This is a genomic window from Citrobacter sp. RHBSTW-00017 (assembly GCF_013797615.1).
Classification (GTDB): Bacteria; Pseudomonadota; Gammaproteobacteria; order Enterobacterales; family Enterobacteriaceae; genus Citrobacter; species Citrobacter braakii.
In genome coordinates, this window is sequence record NZ_CP056899.1 from 3,104,599 (window position 1) to 3,129,050 (window position 24,452).

The 24,452-nt window shown below is 53.2% G+C and carries 25 protein-coding genes; 5 read left to right on the forward strand and 20 right to left on the reverse strand.

From position 1 onward, the window contains the following. Window positions 1–53: 53 nt before the first annotated feature. From acpP to yceD, 7 genes are all read right to left on the reverse strand, one after another. Window positions 54–290 carry an acyl carrier protein gene (acpP, locus tag HV037_RS15120; RefSeq protein ID WP_000103754.1) on the reverse strand — a complete coding sequence of 79 codons (237 nt, stop codon included), beginning with the start codon at window positions 288–290 and terminating at the stop codon, window positions 54–56. Window positions 291–445: 155 nt separating this feature from the next. After that, window positions 446–1,180, reverse strand: a complete 735-nt coding sequence (gene fabG, locus HV037_RS15125; protein ID WP_016152641.1) for a 3-oxoacyl-ACP reductase FabG — start codon at window positions 1,178–1,180, stop codon at window positions 446–448. A gap of 12 nt (window positions 1,181–1,192) precedes the next feature. Next, window positions 1,193–2,122, reverse strand: coding sequence for an ACP S-malonyltransferase (gene fabD / locus HV037_RS15130; protein ID WP_103283710.1), 930 nt, complete (start codon window positions 2,120–2,122; stop codon window positions 1,193–1,195). Window positions 2,123–2,137: 15 nt separating this feature from the next. Beyond that, entirely contained in the window at window positions 2,138–3,091 is a 954-nt protein-coding gene (gene fabH / locus HV037_RS15135; protein WP_016152639.1) for a beta-ketoacyl-ACP synthase III, read from the reverse strand. Window positions 3,092–3,168: 77 nt separating this feature from the next. Continuing rightward, a complete protein-coding gene (gene plsX / locus HV037_RS15140) occupies window positions 3,169–4,248 on the reverse strand; it encodes a phosphate acyltransferase PlsX (protein ID WP_071601761.1) in 1,080 nt (359 codons plus the stop codon). A 122-nt stretch (window positions 4,249–4,370) separates the two neighbouring features. Continuing rightward, window positions 4,371–4,544, reverse strand: a complete 174-nt coding sequence (gene rpmF / locus HV037_RS15145; protein WP_003036242.1) for a 50S ribosomal protein L32 — start codon at window positions 4,542–4,544, stop codon at window positions 4,371–4,373. A 16-nt stretch (window positions 4,545–4,560) separates the two neighbouring features. Further along, the gene (gene yceD / locus HV037_RS15150; protein WP_003036239.1) at window positions 4,561–5,082 is read right to left on the reverse strand and encodes a 23S rRNA accumulation protein YceD; all 522 of its coding nucleotides are present in this window, start codon (window positions 5,080–5,082) and stop codon (window positions 4,561–4,563) included. A 197-nt stretch (window positions 5,083–5,279) separates the two neighbouring features. Here yceD and HV037_RS15155 point away from each other — a divergent pair, with 197 nt between their 5' ends. After that, the gene (locus HV037_RS15155; RefSeq protein ID WP_016152637.1) at window positions 5,280–5,864 is read left to right on the forward strand and encodes a nucleoside triphosphate pyrophosphatase; all 585 of its coding nucleotides are present in this window, start codon (window positions 5,280–5,282) and stop codon (window positions 5,862–5,864) included. 91 nt (window positions 5,865–5,955) lie between these two features. Here the strand turns inward: HV037_RS15155 and rluC are convergent, their stop codons facing one another. Next, window positions 5,956–6,909, reverse strand: coding sequence for a 23S rRNA pseudouridine(955/2504/2580) synthase RluC (gene rluC / locus HV037_RS15160; protein ID WP_049259723.1), 954 nt, complete (start codon window positions 6,907–6,909; stop codon window positions 5,956–5,958). Window positions 6,910–7,607: 698 nt separating this feature from the next. On the opposite strand from rluC, the gene rne reads away from it, so the two are divergent. Further along, window positions 7,608–10,856: a ribonuclease E gene (rne, locus tag HV037_RS15165; RefSeq protein WP_103283709.1), complete on the forward strand. Its 3,249-nt coding sequence runs from the start codon at window positions 7,608–7,610 to the stop codon at window positions 10,854–10,856. A 242-nt stretch (window positions 10,857–11,098) separates the two neighbouring features. On the opposite strand, the gene flgL is transcribed toward rne, so the two are convergent. From flgL to flgB, 11 genes are all read right to left on the reverse strand, one after another. Next, window positions 11,099–12,052, reverse strand: a complete 954-nt coding sequence (gene flgL / locus HV037_RS15170) for a flagellar hook-associated protein FlgL (RefSeq protein ID WP_094761485.1) — start codon at window positions 12,050–12,052, stop codon at window positions 11,099–11,101. Between the two features lie 14 nt (window positions 12,053–12,066). Then, window positions 12,067–13,725, reverse strand: coding sequence for a flagellar hook-associated protein FlgK (flgK, locus tag HV037_RS15175; RefSeq protein ID WP_016152633.1), 1,659 nt, complete (start codon window positions 13,723–13,725; stop codon window positions 12,067–12,069). A gap of 64 nt (window positions 13,726–13,789) precedes the next feature. After that, the gene (gene flgJ, locus HV037_RS15180) at window positions 13,790–14,740 is read right to left on the reverse strand and encodes a flagellar assembly peptidoglycan hydrolase FlgJ (protein ID WP_016152632.1); all 951 of its coding nucleotides are present in this window, start codon (window positions 14,738–14,740) and stop codon (window positions 13,790–13,792) included. Then, the gene (locus HV037_RS15185; RefSeq protein ID WP_019076467.1) at window positions 14,740–15,816 is read right to left on the reverse strand and encodes a flagellar basal body P-ring protein FlgI; all 1,077 of its coding nucleotides are present in this window, start codon (window positions 15,814–15,816) and stop codon (window positions 14,740–14,742) included. Before HV037_RS15185 ends, flgJ begins: the two co-directional genes overlap by 1 nt. A 33-nt stretch (window positions 15,817–15,849) precedes the next feature. Beyond that, the gene (gene flgH, locus HV037_RS15190) at window positions 15,850–16,548 is read right to left on the reverse strand and encodes a flagellar basal body L-ring protein FlgH (protein ID WP_181500111.1); all 699 of its coding nucleotides are present in this window, start codon (window positions 16,546–16,548) and stop codon (window positions 15,850–15,852) included. Window positions 16,549–16,605: 57 nt separating this feature from the next. Then, window positions 16,606–17,388, reverse strand: coding sequence for a flagellar basal-body rod protein FlgG (gene flgG / locus HV037_RS15195; RefSeq protein WP_003036202.1), 783 nt, complete (start codon window positions 17,386–17,388; stop codon window positions 16,606–16,608). A 13-nt stretch (window positions 17,389–17,401) separates the two neighbouring features. Then, on the reverse strand, window positions 17,402–18,157 hold the full coding sequence (locus tag HV037_RS15200) for a flagellar basal body rod protein FlgF (RefSeq protein WP_103283708.1): 756 nt from the start codon (window positions 18,155–18,157) through the stop codon (window positions 17,402–17,404). 20 nt (window positions 18,158–18,177) lie between these two features. Next, window positions 18,178–19,431, reverse strand: coding sequence for a flagellar hook protein FlgE (flgE, locus tag HV037_RS15205; protein WP_016152628.1), 1,254 nt, complete (start codon window positions 19,429–19,431; stop codon window positions 18,178–18,180). Window positions 19,432–19,457: 26 nt separating this feature from the next. Continuing rightward, on the reverse strand, window positions 19,458–20,156 hold the full coding sequence (flgD, locus tag HV037_RS15210) for a flagellar hook assembly protein FlgD (RefSeq protein WP_016152627.1): 699 nt from the start codon (window positions 20,154–20,156) through the stop codon (window positions 19,458–19,460). Between the two features lie 12 nt (window positions 20,157–20,168). Continuing rightward, window positions 20,169–20,573, reverse strand: a complete 405-nt coding sequence (gene flgC, locus HV037_RS15215; RefSeq protein ID WP_006685091.1) for a flagellar basal body rod protein FlgC — start codon at window positions 20,571–20,573, stop codon at window positions 20,169–20,171. 3 nt (window positions 20,574–20,576) lie between these two features. Continuing rightward, window positions 20,577–20,993 (reverse strand): flagellar basal body rod protein FlgB, encoded by a 417-nt coding sequence (flgB, locus tag HV037_RS15220; protein WP_016152626.1) that lies wholly within the window; start codon window positions 20,991–20,993, stop codon window positions 20,577–20,579. A 157-nt stretch (window positions 20,994–21,150) separates the two neighbouring features. Here flgB and flgA point away from each other — a divergent pair, with 157 nt between their 5' ends. The 3 genes from flgA to flgN all read left to right on the forward strand — a co-directional run bounded on the left by flgA (window position 21,151) and on the right by flgN (window position 22,623). Further along, the gene (gene flgA, locus HV037_RS15225) at window positions 21,151–21,810 is read left to right on the forward strand and encodes a flagellar basal body P-ring formation chaperone FlgA (protein ID WP_016156187.1); all 660 of its coding nucleotides are present in this window, start codon (window positions 21,151–21,153) and stop codon (window positions 21,808–21,810) included. Between the two features lie 93 nt (window positions 21,811–21,903). Further along, window positions 21,904–22,197, forward strand: coding sequence for a flagellar biosynthesis anti-sigma factor FlgM (gene flgM, locus HV037_RS15230; protein WP_016152624.1), 294 nt, complete (start codon window positions 21,904–21,906; stop codon window positions 22,195–22,197). Between the two features lie 3 nt (window positions 22,198–22,200). Then, complete coding sequence (gene flgN / locus HV037_RS15235; protein ID WP_016152623.1) at window positions 22,201–22,623, forward strand: flagella biosynthesis chaperone FlgN; 423 nt, start codon at window positions 22,201–22,203, stop codon at window positions 22,621–22,623. An 85-nt stretch (window positions 22,624–22,708) separates the two neighbouring features. On the opposite strand, the gene murJ is transcribed toward flgN, so the two are convergent. Further along, window positions 22,709–24,244, reverse strand: coding sequence for a murein biosynthesis integral membrane protein MurJ (gene murJ / locus HV037_RS15240; RefSeq protein WP_016152622.1), 1,536 nt, complete (start codon window positions 24,242–24,244; stop codon window positions 22,709–22,711). Between the last annotated feature and the right edge of the window lie 208 nt (window positions 24,245–24,452).

A 24,452-nucleotide genomic window follows, 5' to 3' on the forward strand; every position in this document is an offset into this window, starting at 1 on the left:
TGGGATAAAAAGATAAAACTCAGGCGGTCGAATGACCGCCTGGAGATGTTCACTTACGCCTGGTGGCCGTTGATGTAATCAATGGCAGCCTGAACGGTAGTGATTTTCTCAGCTTCTTCGTCCGGAATCTCAGTATCAAACTCTTCTTCCAGAGCCATTACCAGCTCAACGGTGTCAAGAGAATCTGCGCCCAGGTCTTCAACGAAGGAAGCATTGTTGGTTACTTCTTCCTGCTTAACGCCCAGCTGTTCGCCGATAATTTTCTTAACGCGTTCTTCGATAGTGCTCATACTCTTAAATTTCCTATCAAAACTCGCTTTCGCGATGGTTTTCGTAGTGTATAAAATGTTGAAAAATTTGCAACTAAATCCCGGCAGGTCTTACCACGATTTTACGTTATTTTGAGGGCATTCACCCTAATAACGCAAATTTTTTTATCTCGTGGTTAAACCATGTACATCCCGCCGTTGACGTGCAAAGTCTCACCTGTGATGTAACTTGCTTCGTCAGAAGCTAAAAATGCAACCGCACTGGCGATTTCCTGAGCGCCGCCAAGGCGACCCGCAGGAACCTGCGCCAGAATACCCGCACGCTGATCATCAGACAGCGCACGCGTCATGTCCGTTTCAATAAAGCCCGGAGCAACAACGTTTACAGTAATGCCACGAGACGCAACTTCGCGCGCCAGTGATTTACTGAAGCCGATCAGACCCGCTTTCGCCGCAGCGTAGTTAGCCTGACCCGCATTTCCCATGGTACCAACCACAGAACCGATAGTGATAATACGCCCATGACGCTTTTTCATCATAGCTCGCATTACCGCTTTTGACAGACGGAAAACAGATGACAGGTTGGTTTCGATGATATCGTTCCACTCGTCATCTTTCATGCGCATTAACAGGTTATCACGAGTAATCCCGGCATTATTGACCAGGATATCGACTTCACCAAATTCTGCGCGAATATTTCCCAGAACAGATTCGATAGATGCCGGATCGGTCACATTCAACATCAGACCTTTACCATTTGCACCTAAGTAATCGCTAATGGCCTGCGCACCGCTTTCGCTGGTTGCAGTACCGATAACTTTCGCGCCACGGGCAACGAGTGTTTCAGCAATTGCGCGGCCAATGCCACGGCTTGCACCGGTAACCAGCGCGACTTTTCCTTCAAAACTCATGGTCTTCCTCTTTTATTGCTCTAGCGCCGCAGAAAATGCCGCCGGCTCATTCAGTGCCGAAGCAGTCAGGGTGTCAACAATACGTTTCGTCAAACCGGTCAGAACTTTGCCCGGACCAGCTTCATACAGGTGCTCTACGCCCTGGGACGCCATGAATTCAACGGTTTTAGTCCATTGAACCGGGCTGTACAGCTGGCGAACCAGCGCATCGCGAATAGCGTCTGCATCTGTTTCGCACTTCACGTCGACGTTGTTCACAACCGGAACAGTCGGCGCGTTAAAAGTGATTTTTTGCAGTTCAACAGCCAGTTTCTCAGCAGCAGGCTTCATCAGCGCGCAGTGAGAAGGAACGCTGACCGGCAGTGGCAGAGCACGCTTAGCGCCAGCCGCTTTACAGGCTGCGCCGGCACGTTCTACGGCTTCTTTGTGCCCGGCAATAACCACCTGACCTGGTGAGTTAAAGTTTACCGGTGAAACCACCTGGCCTTCGGCAGACTCTTCACACGCTTTAGCGATAGCAGCGTCGTCCAGACCGATAATAGCAGACATGCCGCCAGTGCCTTCCGGTACCGCTTCCTGCATGAATTTGCCACGCAGTTCAACCAGACGTACGGCATCGGCAAAACCGATAACACCCGCACATACCAGCGCAGAGTATTCGCCCAGGCTGTGACCAGCCATCAGCGCAGGTGTTTTACCACCCTGCTGCTGCCATACGCGATAAAGCGCAACAGAGGCAGTCAACAGTGCTGGCTGCGTCTGCCAGGTTTTATTCAGCTCTTCGGCCGGCCCCTGCTGAGTCAACGCCCACAGATCATAGCCCAGCGCAGCTGATGCTTCAGCAAAAGTTTCTTCAACAATTGGGTAGTTTGCTGCCATTTCAGACAACATCCCAACGGTCTGGGAACCCTGCCCCGGGAACACAAATGCAAATTGCGTCATGTTTAAATCCTTATACTAGAAACGAATCAGCGCAGAGCCCCAGGTGAATCCACCCCCAAAGGCTTCAAGCAATATCAACTGCCCGGCTTTAATACGCCCGTCGCGGACGGCTTCGTCCAGCGCGCACGGTACGGAGGCCGCGGAGGTATTGCCATGTCTGTCGAGCGTCACGACAACATTATCCATCGACATACCCAGCTTTTTCGCGGTTGCGCTAATAATGCGGAGGTTTGCCTGATGCGGCACCAGCCAGTCCAGTGCAGAACGATCGAGATTATTTGCTTCCAGCGTTTCATCAACGATATGTGCAAGCTCGGTCACCGCGACTTTAAATACTTCGTTACCCGCCATCGTCAGGTGAATCGGGTTTTCCGGGTTCACGCGATCGGCATTAGGCAGCGTCAACAGTTCGCCATAGCGACCATCAGCGTGCAGATGCGTAGAGAGAATGCCGGGCTCTTCTGATGCGCTCAGTACAACCGCACCTGCGCCATCGCCGAAAATAATGATCGTCCCGCGATCGGTTGGATCACAGGTACGAGCGAGGACATCTGAGCCAACCACCAGAGCATGCTTCACTGCGCCAGACTTAACGTACTGGTCGGCAACGCTCAGGGCGTAGGTGAAACCGGCACAAGCGGCTGCAACGTCAAACGCCGGACAGCCTTTGATCCCCAGCATACTTTGGATCTGGCATGCCGCACTTGGAAATGCGTGTGTGGATGATGTGGTGGCAACCACAATCAGACCAATTTGTTCTTTGTCGATGCCTGCCATTTCAATTGCACGGTTTGCGGCGGCAAAGCCCATCGTCGCAACTGTTTCATTTGGCGCTGCAATATGGCGTTCACGGATACCTGTGCGAGTGACGATCCACTCATCAGATGTCTCAACCATTTTTTCCAAATCGGCGTTAGTACGCACTTGTTCAGGCAGATAGCTGCCAGTACCAATAATCTTCGTATACATGTACGCTCAGTCACTTTTTGGTTATATACCGCCACGAGCAAATCGCTGATACGTTGGCAGCATTCACAAACGCACGGTTATCTGTGTGCTCGCGAGTTTGCGTTTTCGCCACCGTCCAGCAGTTCGAATCCAGCTGGGTATACAGATTCCAGGCGAGCGGCAATTCGCTGAGGAACTTGTCGCTGCACCGCCTGCACTGCCTGTTCAATCGCGACTTCAAATGCTCGCTGATTGGCCGCACCATGACTCTTAATCACCGTGCCGCGCAATCCTAACAGACAGGCGCCATTATACTGGTCGGGGTTGAGGTGACTAAATCGCCTTGTCAGGCTTTTTTGTAACCAACGTTTTAATAACAGCAGCCACCACGACCGTTTTTTGCCCTCACCCTGAGACTTCAGCAGTGAAAGGAACATTCTGACAACACCTTCCATCGTCTTTAATGTGACATTACCTGTAAAGCCGTCACAGACCAACACATCAGTTTTGCCAGTCAGTAACTCATTGGCTTCAAGATAGCCGATATAATTGATAGAAGGGATTGTTTTTAGCACTGCAGAAGCATCCCGAATACTGTCGAGACCCTTGGTTTCTTCTTCACCGATATTGAGCAACGCAACACGGGGATTGGCAATTCCAACCACCTCTTCTGCCAGCACGGAACCCATGACGGCAAATTGCACCAACATCGTGCTATCACAATCCACGTTGGCACCCAAATCCAGCACCACCGTTTTACCCTTTTGCTGATGGGGTAAAACCGTCACCAGCGCAGGACGCTCAATCCCCTCAAGGGGTTTGAGCAATAACTTCGCAAGTCCCATTAGCGCGCCTGTATTACCGGCGCTCACACAGGCTTCCGCTCGTCCTTCTTTCACGAGCTCCAGGGCAACGCGCATTGAGCTTCCACGACTGGCGCGAATAGCTTGCGAGGGCCGGGCATCACTGGCAATAACTGACTGAGCAGGGATAATCTGCAGACGTGAACGTTGTTCGAAGTCAGCTTTGGCAAGTAATGGCGTGATTGTATCGGGATCCCCGACTAAAAGAAGTGTGAGTTGCGAATTAGAATTCAGTGCCTGCAATGCTGCAGGCACTGTCACGGTAGGGCCAAAATCACCCCCCATGACATCTAACGCCAGGGTTAGACGTGTCAAGGTATCGTCGCTGCCCGGTTAGGTGTTTCCCCAGTTACCCGGGGAAAGCCTCACTAAGCTTCATCACGCGTGTACTCTTTGTCTTTCTCACCGTAGCGGGAAAGCCATTGAGTCATGCGTGATTACTTAGCGATTACCTTACGGCCACGGTAAAAACCGTCGGCAGTGATGTGGTGACGCAGGTGTTGTTCACCAGAAGTTTTGTCTACAGACAGGCTGGTGACTGCGGTCAGAGCGTCATGAGAACGACGCATGCCACGTTTGGAACGGGTTGGTTTATTCTGTTGTACGGCCATGGACCTTACTCCTCAATTACTTACGCTTTAAGCTGGCTAATACGGCAAATGGGTTTGGTTTTTGCGCTTCATCAGGCAATTCGCCAAAGACCATGTCCGCCTCGGACACTTCACAGTGTTCAGAATCATGCACCGGAACTACCGGCAAGGAGAGGATAATCTCATCTTCAACCATTGCAAGCAGATCGATTTCACCGAATTCGTTAACCTCAATCGGCTCATACGCTTCCGGGAGTGCTTCAGCCTGCTCGTCAGAACGGACAGGACTAAAACAATATGTTGTGTGAACATGAAGTGGGAACGGTTTCCCGCAACGCTGACATTCGAGCGTAACCGACACCTTTGCATCACCGGTTATAACGGCAAGGCGCTGGTTATCGATAGCGAACGACATGGAGCATTCCACATCACTGTCCACACTGACTACAGAATCGGCGACACGCTCAACCAGATCAGAAGTATAGATACCTTCATAATCGAGGCGTTTCTGAGCCGTACGAACCGGATCAAGAGTCAGGGGTAATTTTACCTTTTGCATAGGGCGCGCATATTAACTTTGTAACGTCATATAGTCAAAGAAAAAGGCAGCCTGTGGTTGCCTTTTGCCAATAATTCGCACACATTGCGGGTCATCGACTTAAAATCGCTCAACACAAGCCATTACAGCCAGCTTGTAGGACGAAGTCCATAGTTTAAAATGGCTCTCATCAATACGCTATATGCGAGGGAAAAAATATGCCTCAACTTATTCTTGCTTCTACCTCTCCCTGGCGTCGCGCTTTACTAGAAAAACTGGCAATCCCGTTCGAATGCGCAGCACCAGAGGTTGATGAAACGCCGTTACCGGGCGAAGCCCCCCGGCACCTAGTCTTGCGACTGGCGCAGAAAAAAGCGCAATCTCTCGCCCACCGATATCCATCGCACCTTATTATTGGTTCCGATCAAATTTGTGTTCTCGATGGTGAAATAACCGGCAAACCGTTAACAGAAGAAAATGCACGCCAGCAGTTACTCAAAGCCCGTGGCAATATTGTGACGTTTTATACCGGACTGGCGCTGTATAATTCTGCGACCGGACATTTACAAACTGAAGTTGAACCGTTCGACGTGCATTTTCGTCATTTAAGCGAAACGGAAATTGAAGATTACGTGCGCAAAGAGCGCCCGCTGCATTGTGCCGGTAGTTTTAAAAGCGAAGGATTGGGCATTGCACTTTTTGAGCGCCTGGAAGGTCGTGACCCAAATACTTTAATCGGTTTACCGCTAATCGCACTGTGTCAAATGCTGCGACGAGAAGATATGAACCCGTTAAAAGCCTGACGGGTTGACGGCTGTTTAGGCCTAATCCTGTAGGCCTGATAGGCACAACGCCATCAGGTCTACAGGTAATGCGCGATAATATCAATGCGCATCAGCCTTTACTGCGTAACACCTCGAGGCAGCGCTTCAACTGCTTATCCATTGGTGCTTCAATACGCATTACTTCACCCGTCCCAGGATGAGTAAATTTCAACGCTGCGGCGTGCAAAAAGAGCCTGCTCAGCCCGGTATCCGCCAGTTGCTTATCGAACTCACGATCGCCATAGCGGTCGTCAAAGGCAATCGGATGTCCGGCATATTGCGTATGCACGCGAATCTGGTGCGTTCGTCCAGTCACGGGACTGCAGCGCACAAGCGTAGCGAACGCGTAACGCTCTTCCACTTTAAAGCGTGTTTCCGATGGTTTGCCTTCCTGATTCACCCGCACGATACGCTCGCCGCTTTGCAGAATGTTCTTTAACAGCGGGGCCTGCACGGTTTTGACATGGGACTGCCACTGGCCGCGTACCAACGCGAGGTAGTCTTTCTGCATGCCTTTTTCACGCAGTTGTTCATGCAACGAACGCAAGGCAGATCGTTTTTTGGCCACCAGCAGCACGCCGGAGGTATCCCGGTCGAGGCGATGCACCAGCTCAAGGAAACGCGCTTCCGGGCGCAGCGCACGTAAGCCTTCAATGACGCCAAAGCTTAATCCGCTTCCACCATGCACGGCCGTACCTGAAGGCTTGTTAAGCACCAGAATGTGGTCATCTTCATATAAAATGACATCGGTCAGCGCCGCGACCTTCTGCAAATTCGGTGAAATGGCCTCTTCTTCACGTTCAGCGACACGTACAGGTGGAATACGCACAATGTCCCCGTCTTCGAGTTTGTACTCGGGTTTAATGCGTTTTTTGTTCACCCGCACTTCGCCTTTACGCAAAATGCGATAAATCATACTTTTCGGCACACCCTTGAGCTGGGTGCGCAAAAAGTTGTCGATGCGTTGCCCTGCTTCGTCGGCAGTAATGGCAACTGTTTTTACGGCTGGAGTCTCTGTTTTCATGGGGGCCGATTTTAAATAGCCATCAAGATTCGCGCCACACATTTTTCTATGCTTATATTAACTGCTATACCTTATTACTTAAGTTTGACATAGCCGATTTGGTGGTTATTAAAGCAATCACTACGCGGAAGTGAAAAAACTGTGAGTAACCGGGTGATAAATGGCAAAAGTCATCTTGCTATAACAAGGTTAGCAGTGGAATAATGAGGTTGTTTCCGTGTTGAATCTTGTTAAAACAAGACCTTTTCCGGAATGACCCAATTTTGCCCGACCGATCATCAACGCAGCAATGGCGTAAGACGTATTGATCTTTCAGGCAGTTAGCGGGCTGCGGGTTGCAGTCCTTACCGGTAAGTGCTCTATAGATTTCGCGTTGTAGGAAGGCGGCAAGTCTGGGAACCCCAGGTGCTTACTCCTGTAAGTGGTTGGGGTAAGAAGATGAAGCCAACGCACCCACAGCGTGAAAGACGATAAGCACGATGGAAGCTTCTCTGGAGAGTAACACCCAGACTGTTCCCCTGATAATTGCGCTGTGTTTCCGTATGAAATACAGGCAACCGACACTCTGCGCCTCTTTGAGCTGACGATAACCGTGAGGTTGGCGACGCGAATAGACACGAGGCCATCGGTTCACACCCGGAAAGGCATTACTCTGCCCGCAGCTTAGTCGTCAATGTAAGAATAATGAGTAAGTTACGATGAAAAGAATGTTAATTAACGCGACTCAGCAGGAAGAGTTGCGTGTCGCCCTTGTAGATGGGCAGCGTCTGTACGATCTGGATATCGAAAGTCCTGGACACGAACAGAAAAAAGCCAACATCTATAAAGGCAAAATTACCCGTATTGAACCGAGTCTGGAAGCTGCTTTTGTTGATTACGGCGCTGAACGTCACGGTTTCCTCCCGTTAAAAGAAATTGCCCGCGAATACTTCCCCGCTAGCTACAACTCCCATGGTCGTCCCAACATTAAAGACGTGTTGCGCGAAGGTCAGGAAGTCATTGTTCAGATCGATAAAGAAGAACGCGGCAATAAAGGCGCTGCGCTGACCACCTTTATCAGCCTGGCAGGTAGTTATCTGGTTCTGATGCCGAACAACCCGCGCGCGGGCGGCATCTCCCGTCGCATTGAAGGCGACGACCGTACCGAATTAAAAGAAGCGCTGGCAAGCCTGGAACTGCCTGATGGCATGGGGCTTATCGTGCGTACCGCAGGTGTCGGCAAATCTGCCGAAGCGCTGCAGTGGGACCTGAGTTTCCGCCTGAAGCACTGGGAAGCGATTCAAAAAGCCGCTGACAGCCGCCCTGCTCCGTTCCTGATCCATCAGGAAAGCAACGTTATCGTTCGCGCATTCCGTGACTATTTACGTCAGGACATCGGCGAAATCCTCATCGACAACCCGAAAGTTATGGAGATGGCGCGTCAGCACATCGCCGCGCTGGGTCGTCCGGATTTCAGCAGCAAAATCAAACTGTACACCGGTGAAATTCCGCTGTTCAGCCACTATCAAATCGAATCTCAAATTGAGTCCGCGTTCCAGCGCGAAGTGCGTCTGCCGTCCGGCGGCTCAATCGTTATCGACAGCACAGAAGCGCTGACCGCTATCGATATCAACTCCGCACGCGCGACCCGCGGCGGCGACATCGAAGAAACTGCGTTCAACACCAACCTTGAAGCAGCCGATGAAATTGCTCGTCAGTTGCGTCTGCGTGACCTCGGCGGCCTGATCGTAATCGACTTCATTGATATGACGCCGGTTCGTCACCAGCGTGCGGTTGAAAACCGTCTGCGTGAAGCCGTGCGTCAGGACAGAGCGCGTATTCAGATCAGCCATATTTCTCGCTTCGGCCTGCTGGAGATGTCCCGCCAGCGTCTGAGCCCGTCGCTGGGTGAATCCAGCCATCACGTATGCCCACGCTGCTCCGGCACGGGTACCGTACGTGATAACGAATCACTGTCGCTGTCTATTCTGCGTCTGATCGAAGAAGAAGCGCTGAAAGAAAATACGCAGGAAGTTCACGCTATTGTTCCTGTGCCGATCGCATCCTACCTGCTCAACGAAAAACGTACCGCGGTAAATGCTATCGAGACACGTCAGAATGGCGTGCGCTGTGTGATTGTGCCAAACGATCAGATGGAAACTCCGCATTACTCCGTGCTGCGCGTACGCAAAGGGGAAGAAACACCAACCCTGAGCTACCTGCTGCCAAAACTGCATGAAGAAGCGATGGCATTGCCGATGGAAGAAGAGTTCGTCGAGCGTAAACAGCCAGAGCAGCCGGCATTAGCCACCTTTGCAATGCCAGAGGTGCCGCCAGCCCCTGCTTTGCAGGAACCTACTGCGAAGGCCGCCGCGCCTAAAGCCGCAGCAGCGACCGCGGCCGTCGCCGCGCAGCCAGGTTTGATTAGCCGTTTCTTCAGCGCACTGAAGTCCATCTTCAGCGGTAGCGAAGAAGTGAAACCGGTTGAACAACCTGCGCCGAAAGCTGAAGAGAAAACCGATCGCCAGCAGGATCGTCGTAAACCGCGTCAGAACAATCGTCGCGACCGTAACGATCGTCGTGATAATCGCGACAACCGTGGCGAGCGTGATAACCGTAACGAGCGTTCAGAAAGCGGTGAAAACCGTGAAGATAACCGCCGTAACCGCCGTCAGTCGCAGCAGCAAAATGCGGAAGCGCGCGATAACCGCCAGCAGTCTACTGACGTCGCCGACAAAGCGAAATCCGGTGATGACCAGCAGGCTCCGCGTCGCGAGCGCAACCGCCGTCGCAACGATGATAAGCGTCAGGCGCAGCAGGAAGTTAAAGAGCTGAATCTGGCAGAACAACCTGCGCAGGATACCGAGCAGGAAGAGCGCGTTCGTCAGCCTCAGACTCGCCGTAAACAGCGTCAGCTGACTCAGAAAGTTCGTTACACAGACAGCCCGGCTGTTGAAGCCGAAGTCGCGACTGCCGAGGTGGTCACTGAAACGGCTGTCACTCAGCCAACTGAACAGCCCGTACCGGCACAGCGTACTGAACTGGCGAAAGTTGATCTACCTGCCGTCGTTGCGACTGAGCAGGAAGACAACAGCGAAGCGCGTGACTCTAATGGTATGCCGCGTCGTTCCCGTCGCTCACCTCGCCATCTGCGCGTCAGTGGACAACGCCGTCGTCGCTATCGTGACGAGCGTTACCCGGTTCAGTCGCCGATGCCGTTAACGGTTGCCTGCGCATCTCCAGAATTAGCGTCCGGTAAAGTCTGGATCCGCTACCCTGTTGCTCGTCCTCAGGATCAGCAGGTTGCAGAGCAGCGCGAGCAGGAAACGGTTCAGGGGCAAACTGCACCTGTCGCCGTAGAGCCTCAGGTTGCTGCAGCTGCCGTTGAGCATATTGTGAACGCCCCTGCGTCGGTTGAAACCGTACAGCCAGAGGTGGTCATTGCTGAACCTCAGGCTACCGTCGTTGAAACCACGCATCCGGAAGTCATCGCTACTCCGGTCGAGGAACAACCGCAAATTATCGCTGAATCTGACGCGCCTGTTGCTGAGGATACCGCGGCGAAAGCCGAACCTGTCGCTGAAATTGTGGCTGCGCCGGTTGTCGAAGAATCTGCGGAGGTTGTTATTTCTCAGCCTGAAGTGGCTGAAGAGATTGCCGAGGTTGTGGAAACAGCGCCAGTGGCTGAAGAAGTTGCCGCGCCGCAAGAGGTTGTTGCCGCACCTGTCGTCGAAGACACAGTCGCTAAGGCTGAAGTTGTCGCAACCCGCATTGACGCAGAACATCTTCACAGCCACGCGGCCGCCCCGATGACCCGTGCTCCGGCACCAGAGTATGTGCCTGAAGCGCCGCGTCATAGTGACTGGCAACGCCCGGAATTCGCCTTTGAAGGTAAAGGTGCCGCAGGTGGACACAGCGCCACGCACCAGGCGACTGCGCCAGCAACGCGCCCGCAGCCCATTGAGTAAGTCATAATCAACATCAAAGCCGACCTTCGGGTCGGCTTTTTTTTATCTCTGCTCTACGCACTGGCAAACTGAGAAGGCGTGGTTACGCTGGCAATCTTTAGCGGTGCGATTGCGTGGGAAATAAGATTAACGGGGAATCTGTCGCTGAGAAAATAACAGTGGCCTAAAAAAATGCCCGCTCCGGGGTGTTAAAGGAGCGGGCAGACAAACATATCCAGTTTCATGATATGTTCAAAAAGGTGTTACCGGTTCAGTTGAAATAGCGACATTCCCTGCATATCGGTAAACGTTTTGTACGATGCCTGCAGTGCGGCCTGCTGCATCACGTAGGACGAAATCGCTGCGTTCCAGTCAACATCCACCAGATTGCTCATCTGCTGAGTCTGGCCCAATGCGCGATCGGCGCCCAGTGAATCCAGTGAACTTAACTCGCTGAGCTGAGTCCCTAATTCTGCACGAACAGAAAGCACGTTATTCAATGAATTTTTCAGGCCACGACTGGTTTTATCAATGGCTGCAGCGGCGGTAGCTTTTGCCGCGTCATTGCCCTCAATAGGGGTTTTGAGCGCATCAATAGCGGTATCCAGCATTTTGAACAGGTTCTTTTCCTGAGTACCGCCGCCTGGTTCCGGTACGGCATTACTGGTCAGATTAACAAATACTTTATCGCCAGTATGACCAATAACCATGGTACGGGAGGCATCGACCTGCTGGGTCACATTTGTTGTACCGCCACTGTAAGCGCCATCTGCCTGAGCAAATGGTGCAGATTCTGTTTTATATCCGCCAAAAATATAGCGTCCATTACCGTCGGTGCTGTTCGCCAGGTTCATCAGTTGATCGCGGATCCCCTGCAGGTCGGTGGCCAGCGATGCACGGTCGTCATCGCTTAACGTGCCATTCGCAGCATAGACAATTTTTTCCTGCGCGGTCTGAATTGCCGTCGTTACCTGACTCAGTACGTTCTCTTCCAGCGATACTTTTTGCGTCGCAAATGAACGCGCCAGCGTATATTGGCTGTTCTGCGCCTGTGCTTGAGAAAGCACCACGGCCTGCGAGGCGGCGATCGGATCGTCAGATGGGTTAATCACACGTTTGCCCGTTGACATCTGCTCGCCGAACTTCATCCATTCAGCCTGAGAGTTAGTGATGCCACGCATATTCTGCTGGTACATCATCTGGGTGCTGATACGCATTGTGTCCCTCTCCCTTAGCGAATATTAATCAGTGCATCAAACAGCGCATTTGCAGTTTGCAGCACTTGCGCGTTAGCCAGGTAATACTGTTGGTAGCGCTGTAAGTTACCGTATTCTTCGTCGAGGTTGACGCCGGAAATAGACTGCTGCTGCTTATAAAGCTGCGTTACCACGTTGTTCTGGGTAATGGCGCTGGTTTTCAGCGTCGCGGTTTTGTTCCCGACATCGCTTACCAGCGTGGCATATGCATCGTTGAAGGTCTTATTACCCACGGTAGCTTTGGTCTGCAGATCCAGCAGTTTCTGACCGTTACGGTTATCGCTTTTTCCCTTATCAATATCCGGGTCCGGATCATTTTTTGAGACCTGGGCCATGGCGATTTTCGACTCATCGGTCACCATGACTTTCATATCAACAACGGCGTTACTGACAGGTTTCACTGTGAAGCTGTCATTTGCTTTTGCGCCAGTATTTACGGTGATTTCCATCCCGTCAAAGGACATCTTCCCACCGGTAACGGTAGCTTTGAAGCTGGTATTATCCGCCAGGCGAGTAACCTGCCAGTCCGTCCCGTCATAAACGATTTTATAATCGGTCGCCTGTACAGCAGAGCTGTCGGTAATCTTCGCGCTTAACGATCCTGTTCCTGTATTTTTAGCGTTGTTGAATACTGCCGGGCTACCGATAGCAAAGAAATCCTTACCCTGATCGCCGTTCGCGTCAAAACCCTCTTTATGCTGGGTGTTAAACGCATCGGCAAACGCCAACGCCAGTTGGCCCAGCGTGTTACGCGTCTGGTCAAGCTCTTGAGAACGGAAGGTCAACAGCCCGCCCAGTGAACCGGTATTCAACAGTTTTTCGGGAATTTCAACCTCGCCGGCAACCCCGTCGACGTAGGCCACTGTGGTACGATTGGGATCGTCACTGGAGGGCACAGCCGCCAGCTGTCGTGCATTGCTGCCCTGCACCAGTGAATAGCCGTTCGCCATGGTTATGTTGTAAGTCCCGCCGTCCTGAACGCTGACTTCAACACCAACAATCTGGTTTAGTTCACTGACCAGTTGGTCGCGCTGGTCGAGTAAATCGTTAGGCGATGCGCCCGCGCCGACGCCGGTCAGACGGGAAATCTGATCGTTGAGGCTGGCAATCTGTTTTGAATAGTTGTTGATCTGGTCAACGCTGGCCTTGATCGCAGTATTAACCTGCTTGTCTTGATCGCGCAGATACTGGTCGGTTGTTCTGAACTGGTTGACTAAACCATCAGCTTTACCGATCAGCGCCTGGCGCGCCGCCGGGTCTTCCGCGTTACTGACAAGGGTTTGCAGGCTGGTAAAAAAGTCCTGCATTGAGGTCGAAATGGAACTGGTTTTGCTGGAGAGCAGATTGTCGATTTTCGACATTTGTTCATAGCGCGTTGTCAGGCCGCTGCTTTGGTTCTGCGCGGCACGTAACTGATTCGTGATAAAGGAGTCATACTCGCGCTGTACGCCAGAAACATAGACGCCATTGCCAACCCAGCCCCCCGCACCCAGCGTGCTGTTCGCTTGTGCCATAATTGTCGTTTGACGGGTGTATCCGGCAACGTTATAGCTGGAGATGTTATTACTGGCAGAATTCAACGCGGCCTGCGCTGCGGCGAGTCCACTCATCGCGTTATTAATCAAGCTGGACATGGAGGTTCCTTGTAATCCTTCAATACTCGTTATTATCGGCAGCAGGTTGGTAGACTTGAGCTATTTAAAAGAGATTATCGATATTCGTACTGTAGGTTTTGCTCACTTTTTCGCTCATCGATTTCAACTGCTGGATCATGCTGGTTAATTTACGCGCATAGTTAGGGTCAGTCGCGTAACCAGCATTCTGCAAAGCCTGTGCCCCCTGCTCGGCGGTAGCAGCGGCGGTTACCGCCGCATAGCGCGGGTTACGCGATATCAGACCGACATAATCCGACAGTGCCTCAAGGTAAGAGCTATAGACGCGGAATCGGGCTTTCACCTTTTTCGCCTCGCCGTTTTCATATTCGGTGGTGGTGATTTCGGTGGTTGGGCCTTTCCAGCTTCCCGAAGCCTTCACGCCAAAAATGTTAAAGCTCGGTTCACCGTTCTCACGGCGGATTTGTCGCTGGCCCCATCCGGACTCCAGCGCCGCCTGCGCCAGAATCAGATGATGCGGAACCCCGCTTTGCTGACTTGCCAGCTTAGCCGGCAGCGATAGCTGGGCGAGGAAGTCTTTGCTGTCACCTGACAGCGGCTCATCATTGCTTTCCGTCGCCCGGGGAATGGCTTTACGGACCAGTTGCGTCAGCGCCTGGTTTTGATAGCTGGTCACCGTTTCCAGGGAGAACTTCATTGGCACCTGCGGCGCATCGTCTGCGGGTTGCGCCTGCCCTTCAGTCATCTGCTTAACCATCATTTCAGCCAGTCCCAGACCTTTACCTGCTGTCATCTGCTGCGCAATTTGTTGGTCATACATGCTGGTATACAAACGTGTCGAATCACTGCTAAAAACACCATCTTTCGGCAGTGCTTCACGCATACTTTTCAGCATCATTTGTACGAACATCCCTTCAACCTGACGGGCAACCGGGCGGATATTCGCCGCCGGGTCCTGACCCGCTTTCGCTTTCAGTTCGTTCAGTGATTGCGCATCCCAGGCGGCACTGGTCAGCAGTTTGCTGTCACCAATCATTAGATGATTTCCAGTTTGGCGCGTAAGCATCCCGCGCTCTGCATCGATTGCAGAATGGACATCAGATCCATCGGCGTTGCCCCTAGCGCATTAAGCGCACGCACAACATTGTTCAGGTTGGCGCTGGAACGCACGCTTTGCAGCGAACCGCCGCTCTGGCGCAGATCGATCTGGGTTTGAGGTGTCACCACGGTCTGTCCACCGCCAAACGGTGTATCCGGCTGGCTGACGTTCGCCTGGCGGTTTACCGTAATCGACAAGTTGCCTTGCGCGACGGCACAGCTATCCAGCGTGACTTCACGGTTCATAACGACGGATCCGGTGCGCGAGTTGATAATCACTTTCGCATCCTGCGGCGTGACGTTCACCTCCATATTCTGGATGTCAGCAAGGAAACGCACCTGCGAGCTGTTGCCGCTTGGCACGCGTACCTGAATCGTCCGGGCGTCCAGCGCAGTGGCGCTACCAAAGCCGCGCGAACGGTTAATGGTGTCGGTTATCTGCTGCGCCATAGTGAAATCTTCATTATTGAGCTGCAGATTAATGGTGTTACCGCCGCCGAACTGGCTGGGTAATTCACGTTCGATGGTCGCGCCGTTGGTAATACGTCCGCCATTGAGCTGGTTTACCTGCACGCTGCTGCCACCCGCAGCCGCGCCTGCACCGCCTACCAGAATATTCCCCTGCGCCAGCGCATATACCTGGCTATCGACCCCTTTCAGCGGGGTCATCAGCAACGTTCCGCCGCGCAGGCTTTTGGCGTTCCCCATGGAAGAGACCACCACGTCAATGGTTTGCCCCTGACGACCAAAGGCCGGGAATTGCGCGGTCACCATCACCGCCGCCACGTTTTTCAACTGCATATTGGTGCCGGTTGGCACGGTAATTCCCAACTGCGAAAGCATGTTGTTGAGCGTTTGCGTAGTAAACGGCGTCTGGGTGGTCTGGTCACCCGTGCCATCCAAACCGACCACCAGCCCATAACCGATCAACGAGTTTTCCCGCACGCCCTGAACGCTGGTCAGGTCACGAATACGGTCGGCATGCGCAAAGGTGGTTATCAGCACCAGTACCATTCCAACTAAAGATTTAAACACTGGCTACCTCGCTTACATCGGCGACAAGTTAAGGAAGAAACGCTGCAACCAGCCCATATTCTGCGCTTCATTGATGTAGCCGTTGCCGACATACTCAATACGTGCGTCCGCAACCTGAGTTGACGGTACGGAGTTGCTGCCACTGATGGTGCGCGGGTTAACGACCCCGGAGAAGCGAATGAATTCAGTGCCCTGATTAATGGCGAGCTGTTTTTCACCCACAACATGTAAGTTACCATTCACCAGTACCTGATCGACCGTTACGGTCAGGGTACCGCTGAAGGTATTGCTGGCGTTCGCGCCGCCTTTACCGTTAAAGGTGTTACCGCCTGAAGCTTCTACGTCAGCACGCTCGTTGCCAAACAGTCCTTGCAAATAACGCGGTACGGTATCAAAACCAAAGTTGGTTTTGCCGTCGCGGCTGGCATTAGCCGAAGAACTTTTGCTCGCGCTGACGTTTTCCTGCAATACGATGGTCAACGTATCGCCAATATTGCGCGGACGGCGGTCTTCGAATAACGGCTGATAACCGTAGTTAATCGGTTGGGCCGACTGGAAGATTGATCCATTCGCCACCGGCGTCGGGCCTGGAACAGGCTGGGCAGACGTTGCGCCCTGCACGAGGGGCGTGGCCGGGATCCAGGCGCATCCTGTCAGTGAAACCACCAACAGGGCTAAAATTGGGTATGGGTGAAGCGCGTATTTTCGCATTGCGGTCATCTTCAAAATCAGTGTGCCGGTGAGGCTTTCACCCCACCGGGCCACACTTTAGAGTTGCGTCAGTTTTTGCAGCATCTGATCGGTGGTCGATACCGCTTTACTGTTGATTTCGTAAGCGCGCTGCACCTGGATCATGTTTACCAGCTCTTCCGCCACGTTGACGTTAGAGGTTTCAACATAACCCTGGTACAGCAGACCCGCGCCGTTCAGCCCCGGAGTGCTCTCATTCGGCGCACCGGATGACTGCGTTTCGGTGTACAGATTCTCACCAATGCTTTCCAGACCGGTATCGTTCATAAAAGTAGTCAGGTTAAGCTGCCCAACCTGAACCGGTGCTGCCTGGCCCTGCTGGGTTACGCTGACGATACCGTCGCGTCCAATGGTGATACTGAGCGAGTTAGCCGGGATGGTGATAGCCGGCTGAACCTGAAAACCACCCGCAGTCACCAGTTGACCGTTCTGATCCACCTGGAAAGAACCGTCACGGGTGTAGGCGGACGTGCCATCAGGCAGCATGACCTGGAAAAAGCCCTGCCCTTTAATCGCCACATCTTTACTGTTGTTGGTCTGCGACAGGTTCCCCTGGCTGTGTAAACGCTCAGTCGCGACCGGGCGCACACCGGTACCAATCTGCAAACCAGACGGCAGTGTGGTTTGTTCAGAAGACTGTGCGCCAGGCTGGCGAATCGTCTGGTACAACAGATCTTCAAAAACGGCACGTTGACGCTTAAATCCGTTGGTGCTGACGTTTGCCAGGTTGTTGGCAATCACATCCATGTTGGTTTGCTGCGCATCCAGGCCGGTTTTGGCGATCCACAATGAACTGATCATAAAATGTCCTGTATTAACTCATCGACAGCAGTTGGTTGGCGCGACCCGCGTTATCATCCACGCTACTGATAATCTTCATTTGCATTTCGAAACGACGGGCGTTGGCGATCATGTCACTCATCGCGGCTACCGGCTTAACGTTACTGCCTTCCAGCACACCCGACATAACGCGAATGCTGGGGTCAGCCTGTAACGTAGCGCCACGGGTAGCCTGCGCGGCCTGGGTCAGACGGAACATACCGTCATCGCCACGTTGCACTTCACTCCCCGTGGCCTTCACCAGTTTCAGTCGCCCAACTGGCGCAACGGTGTTAGCCGGATCGCCAGGGTTGAGCGCCGAGATCGTGCCGTCTGCCGCAATGGTGACTTCTGAACCTTCCGGTACGGCTATTGGTCCGGCTTCGCCAATCACCGGGTGTCCCTGAATGGTCAGTTCCCCCGTAGGGCTTACCTGAATGGCGCCATTTCGGGTATATCCTTCGCTACCGTTCGCGGTCTGCACAGCCAACCAGCCATCCTGTTGCAGCGCCACGTCCAGCGGACGTGAGGTATAGTCCATCTGACCCGGCGTCATATCGGCCCCCGGCGTGGAGGCCACCACCAGCGTACGCGTCGGTAAAGACAATCCTTCAACGGGAACCGCGCGCAGCGCATTGAGCTGCGCACGAAAACCCGGCGTTGAGGCGTTTGCCAGGTTGCTGGCCGTCACCGCTTGTTGATTCAGCGTCTGACTGGCCGCGCCCATGGCGGTATAAATTGCGTGATCCATTAAGCCATCCCGTCAGGCGCTTAGCGCAGGTTGACCAGCGTGTTGAGGATCTGGTCCTGGGTTTTGATGGTCTGCGCGTTCGACTGATAGTTACGCTGGGCGACGATCATATTCACCAGTTCTTTACTCAAATCCACGTTTGATGCTTCCAGCGCGCCGTTGGTCAGCTTGCCGAAGTTACCCTCGCCTGCGGTACCCAGCAGCGCCACGCCGGAAGACTGAGTAGCTGCCCAGACGTTGTCACCCTGAGAAGCCAGACCTTCGTTGTTGGCAAAGTTTGCCAGCACGATCTGCCCCAGAACCTGTTGCTGTTCGTTGGAGTAGTTACCGACCACAGTACCGTCATTGTTAATCTGGTAGCTCACCAGGTCGCCCGGCTTATAGCCATTCTGATTCGTGGCAACGATGTTGTTGGCGCCAGTGTTCTGCTGCATGGAGTTCAGGAAGCTCAGGGAGAAATTTGCCGCATCAGCACCGTTAATCTGCCCGGTTGTGATGTTGATTTCCTTTGGCCAGACGGTAGGAGGCGTTGGTACCGCCTCGGCGGCTGTGGCGCTAATCCCTAAGAACACACCATTTTCATTAAAGCGCATAAACCCTGCTGATTTTGCAGCGGCTCCGGTTGAAGCATCCTGTGTGTGAACTTCCCAGGTGTTGCTCTGCGCATTTTTGACATAAAAAATATTCATGTCATGGGCGTTACCCTGGCTATCGAAAACGGTAACGGTGCCTTTTTTGTTGTAGGAATCCGCATCGCTGGGATTAAACGGGGTCTTCGTTGGCACCTTGTCAGTGGAGTTCAGGTTGATCTGCATTGACGCAGTCGTGGTGGTTTTAGCCGCCATCAGCGTATTCGGGATAGTGATCGGCGCCGGGTTAGCACCTTGCTGTATCGTTGGCGGTGTACCGGTAGCCGGATAGCCCGTCAGCTGTAGCCCCTGCATGTTGACGATATTGCGGTTTTCATCGAGCTTGAACTGACCGTTACGGCTGTAGAAAACGGAACCGTTGCTGTCTACCATGCGGAAAAAACCGTTCTGGCTGATAGCGACATCCAGCCCGCGACCGGTGTTGGTCGTGGTACCGTCGGTAAAGTCCTGGGTAATGCCCGCAACTTTAACGCCCAGACCCACTTTAGAACCGGCGAACATATCGGCAAACGAGGCCGTACCGGATTTAAAACCGTAGGTGGCGGAGTTGGCGATGTTGTTACCAATGACATCGAGGTTGGTCGCTGCAGCGTTCAGACCGCTGACCGCTTGTGAAAAGGCCATGACTTACTCCTGATAAGTGTGAAGGCTTAAATGATCTGCCGTACTTCGTCGAGGGTGGTGGTTCCATAGGTGCCCAGATCCAGCGTATTACCGCCGTTACTGCGAATAACGCCCTGCACCAGCGCAAACTGAAGCGGCTGAGCCACCAGTTGTGTTCCGCCATTACTGGCAGCAATTGACACGTTGTAAGAACCGCTTGGCGCATCCGTGCCATCGGTCATGGTGCCGTCCCAGGTAAAGGTATGAACGCCCGCTTTCAACCCACCAATATCAATGGTGCGTACCACCTTGCCGTCTTTATCGGTAATGGTTGCGGTAACCTTATCTGCCGGTTGCTGCAGTTCAACGCCAAACGGCGTAGTGGTGGTTTTTGCGCCCTCTTCCGTACCTTTACCGGTCAGGATGGTGGTACCTGGGATCATGACACCGTGGCCAATCAGCGTACTGGCCTGCAGCGACTGACTGTTGTCGATCTGCCCGGAGATCGATCCCAGCGTGGTGTTCAGTTTCTCAATTCCACTCACGGTACTGATTTGCGCCAACTGGGTGGTCAGTTCGTTGTTTTGCAGCGGGTTGGTTGGATCCTGGTTTTTCAGCTGTGCCACCAGCAGCGTAAGGAAGCTGCTTTGCAGGTCCGCGGCGTTGCTGCCCGTCAGCGAACTCTTCCCCGTTGCGTCATTCACACCCGTCGTGCTCGGGTCATTCATTTTTACAGCAATAGACATGTGCGCCTCCTTTTACTGGCCTAGCGTCAGCGTTTTGAGCATCAAGCTTTTCACCGTATTGAGCACTTCAACGTTTGCCTGGTAGCTACGCGAGGCTGACATGGTGTTGACCATTTCGCCGACGACGTCCACATTCGGCATTTTTACGTAACCGTTCGCATCGGCCAGCGGATTACCGGGTTCATAAACCAGCTTATCCGGCGCCTGGCTTTCAATGACGTCAGCGACTTTTACGCCACCGGTTGCCGCACCTGGCGCGGCATCAACCTGAAAAACAACCTGCTTCGCGCGATAGGGCTGACCGTCAGGTCCGGTGACGCTATCCGCATTCGCCATGTTGCTGGCTGCCACGTTCAGGCGCTTAGACTGAGCCGTCAGCGCAGAGCCTGCGATATCAAAAATATTTAACAGCGCCACGAATTAGTTCCCTCCTTGCAGCACGTTCATCATGCCTTTGATTTGTCCACCCAACGCGGTCAGCCCCATTTGATACTTGAGGCTGTTGTCTGCAAATTGCGTACGCTCCCGGTCCATATCTACCGTGTTGCCATCGAGAGACGGCTGATCAGGAATGCGGTAGAGCAGTTCCGTAGAAGGAGCGGAAACGGTCTGGGCCGGAATGTGTTGTGCAGAGGTCAGCGTCAACGAGACACCGCCGGTTTCTTCCCGTCCCCGCACCATGACTTTTTTTAATTCACTGGCGAAATCCAGGTCGCGCGCCTGATACCCCGGCGTGTCGGCATTGGCTATGTTGGCCGCCAATACTTCCTGGCGTTGGGCGCGCAAATTCAGCGCTTCCTGTTGAAAACGTAAGGCGGCGTCGAGCTTATCGAGCATATCTCCTCCGCAAATGACAAAATTCAGCCGACAGCTTAAATCCCATTACGCGCGCGTTATCGCCGGAATAAACGCAAAATGCGTCGCTATTTGTTGCGTTGATGACTGCGTCACACAGGTAGAATCCTGTCACTACCTGAAAAAGCGCGAGGTTTTGATGCAAACGTTTAAACGTGGAGTCGTCGTGGCAGCACTGCTGTTCAGTCCTATGACGCTGGCGCAAGACCTGAATTCACAGTTGACGGCATGGTTCTCCCAGCGTCTGGCCGGATTTAGCGATGAGGTCGTCGTTACTATCCGAACGTCGCCAAACTTATTGCCGAGCTGCGAACAACCAGCATTAAGCGTGTCCGGGAGTGCAAAATTGTGGGGTAATGTGAACGTGCTGGCGCGCTGCGCCAACGAGAAACGTTATCTGCAGGTGAACGTGCAGGCCACGGGAAACTACGTTGTTGCCGCCGCGCCCGTCGCTCGGGGTAGCGCCCTGACTTCGGCCAGCGTAACGCTAAAACGAGGTCGACTGGACCAACTCCCTCCGCGCGCCGTGCTGGATATGAATCAGGTGCAGGATGCCGTAAGCTTGCGCGATCTGGTGCCAGGTCAGCCGATACAGCTTTCCATGTTGCGCCAGGCATGGCGAATCAAGGCCGGTCAGCGCGTCCTGGTTATCGCCAACGGAGATGGCTTTCGGGTGAATGCCGAAGGTAAAGCGCTGAACAATGCCGCCGTCGCCCAGAATGCCCGAGTACGGATGATTTCAGGCCAGGTGGTGAGCGGTGTCGTCGATTCTGATGGGAATATTCTTATTAACCTATAATAGGTTAAAGATTTTTTAGCGTGTGCCGATAGATAAACAACCAATGATTACAGCGGGCCGCTATAGCGTAACCCCTCGATGAGGATAAACAAAATGAGCATTGATCGTACCTCACCATTGAAGCCAGTAAGTACCGTTCAGCCACGTGAAACCAGCGATGCGCCGGTACAAAAAACGCGGAAGGAAAAAACCACCGCCACCACCAGCACCAGCGTCATGCTGAGCGACGCCCAGGCCAAACTGATGCAGCCCGGCACCAATGACATCAATATGGAACGCGTGGAAGCACTCAAAACCGCAATCCGTAATGGCGAGCTGAAAATGGACACCGGAAAAATTGCCGACTCGCTGATCCGCGAGGCGCAGAGCTACTTACAGAGTAAATAAAGTATGACTCGTTTGTCAGAAATACTTGACCAGATGACGACCGTCCTCAATGACCTGAAAACGGTAATGGATGCTGAACAGCAGCAGCTTTCCGCAGGATATATTAACGGCAGCCAGCTACAGCGTATTACAGAAGAAAAAAGCTCTTTGCTGGCAACCCTTGATTATCTGGAGCAGCAGCGCCGTCTGGAGCATGACGCCACGCGCAGCGCCAATGATGAAATTGCCGAGCGTTGGCAGACCATTACCCGGAAAACACAGGACCTACGCGAACTCAACCAGCACAACGGTTGGCTGCTGGAAGGGCAGATCGAGCGCAATCAACAAGCGATTCAAGTGCTGAAACCGCACCAGGAACCGGCGCTGTATGGCGCAAACGGTCAAACCTCTGCTGCGCACCGCGGCGGGAAAAAATTCTCTATCTGATGCTAGCCTGATAACGTTTTGCTTATCAGGCCTACGCGTTTTGTAGGCCGGATACGGCGTCATGCCGCCATCCGGCATTAATCGGTTACGCCGTCCGGCGCACAAACTCTTTCACTTTAAAGCCCAGCACCGCGAGCGCAGCGAAGTAAGCAGCAATACCTGCCACCACAACGGCCATCAGACGCAGCAGACGCCATAACATCGTTCCCTGCGACCAGTCCGGCATGATGTAGAGCATCCCAACCAGCGCCGCCGACATCACCAGCACAGAAATCACCAGTCGCGCCAGGAACCAGGCCCAACCCGGTTGTGGGGTAAAAATTTTCTGTTTACGCAGTTGCCAGTACAGCAGTGAAGCGTTCAGACACGCCGCCAGACCAATCGACAGCGACAGCCCGGCATGTTTCAGCGGCCCAATAAACGCCAGGTTCATTACCTGGGTCATAATCAGCGTGACAATGGCAATCTTGACTGGCGTTTTAATATCCTGGCGCGAATAAAAACCAGGGGCCAACACTTTCACCACGATCAAGCCAATCAAACCTACCGAATATGCCACCAGCGCGCGCTGCGTCATCGCTGCGTCAAAGGCGGTAAATTTACCGTACTGGAACAGAGAAACCGTCAGCGGTTTGGCCAGAATCCCCAACGCCACGGCGCTCGGTAATGCCAACAGAAAACACAAACGCAGGCCCCAGTCCATCAGACGGCAATACTCATCATGATTACCGCTGGAAAAACTTTTGGACAGCGAGGGCAGCAGGATAGTCCCCAACGCGACGCCAAGTACGCCAGACGGAAACTCCATCAGACGGTCAGCATAATACATCCATGACACTGAGCCAGAGGCCAGAAATGAAGCGAAAATCGTATTGATGATCAGTGAAATCTGGCTGACAGATACCCCAAGGATCGCCGGGCCCATTTGCTTGACGACGCGCATCGCCCCCGCATCACGGAAGTTCACGCGCGGCAGCACCAGCATGCCAATTTTCTTCAGGTGCGGAAGCTGATAAATCAGCTGTAGCACACCGCCAACGGTAACGGCCCACGCCAGCGCCAGCACCGGAGGGTGAAAATAAGGCGCAGCAAACAGCGCGAAACCGATCATGCTGATATTCAGAAAGGTCGGCGCAAACGCCGGAATGGAAAAGCGATTCCAGGTATTCAGGATCGCACCCACCAGCGAAGCCAGCGAGATCAGCAGAATATACGGAAAGGTGATCCGTAGCAGTTGAGTGGTCAGCGCAAATTTGTCCGCGGTGTCGGCAAACCCAGGCGCGGTGACTAAAATCACCCACGGGGCAGCCAGCATCCCAGCGACCGTCACCACGGCCAGCGCCAGAGTCAACAGCCCGGAAACGTAAGAGACAAAGACGCGGGTCGCATCCTCACCCTGCTTACTTTTATATTCGGCAAGAATAGGCACAAACGCCTGCGAAAAAGCGCCCTCAGCAAAGATTCGGCGCAGCAGGTTAGGAAGTTTGAACGCCACAAAAAAGGCATCAGTCGCCATCCCTGCGCCAAAGATTCTGGCGACAATCGCATCACGCGCAAAACCCAGCACACGTGAAAACATCGTCATCGAGCTGACGGCTGCCAGCGACTTTAATAAATTCATCTATGTTGTATTCCAGACTCTGAGGCAAAACCCCGACAAACCTGCCCGTAGGTCGGATAAGGCATGATCGCCGCCATCCGGCACTTTTGCTGTGCCTGATGGCGACGCCGTAGCGTCTTATCAGGCCGACAAACCAGCCTATGGTTGAAAAGAGGTGTTATTTTTGAGTTGGCATATAGTACCTGGATTACAATGAATTACTACCGCC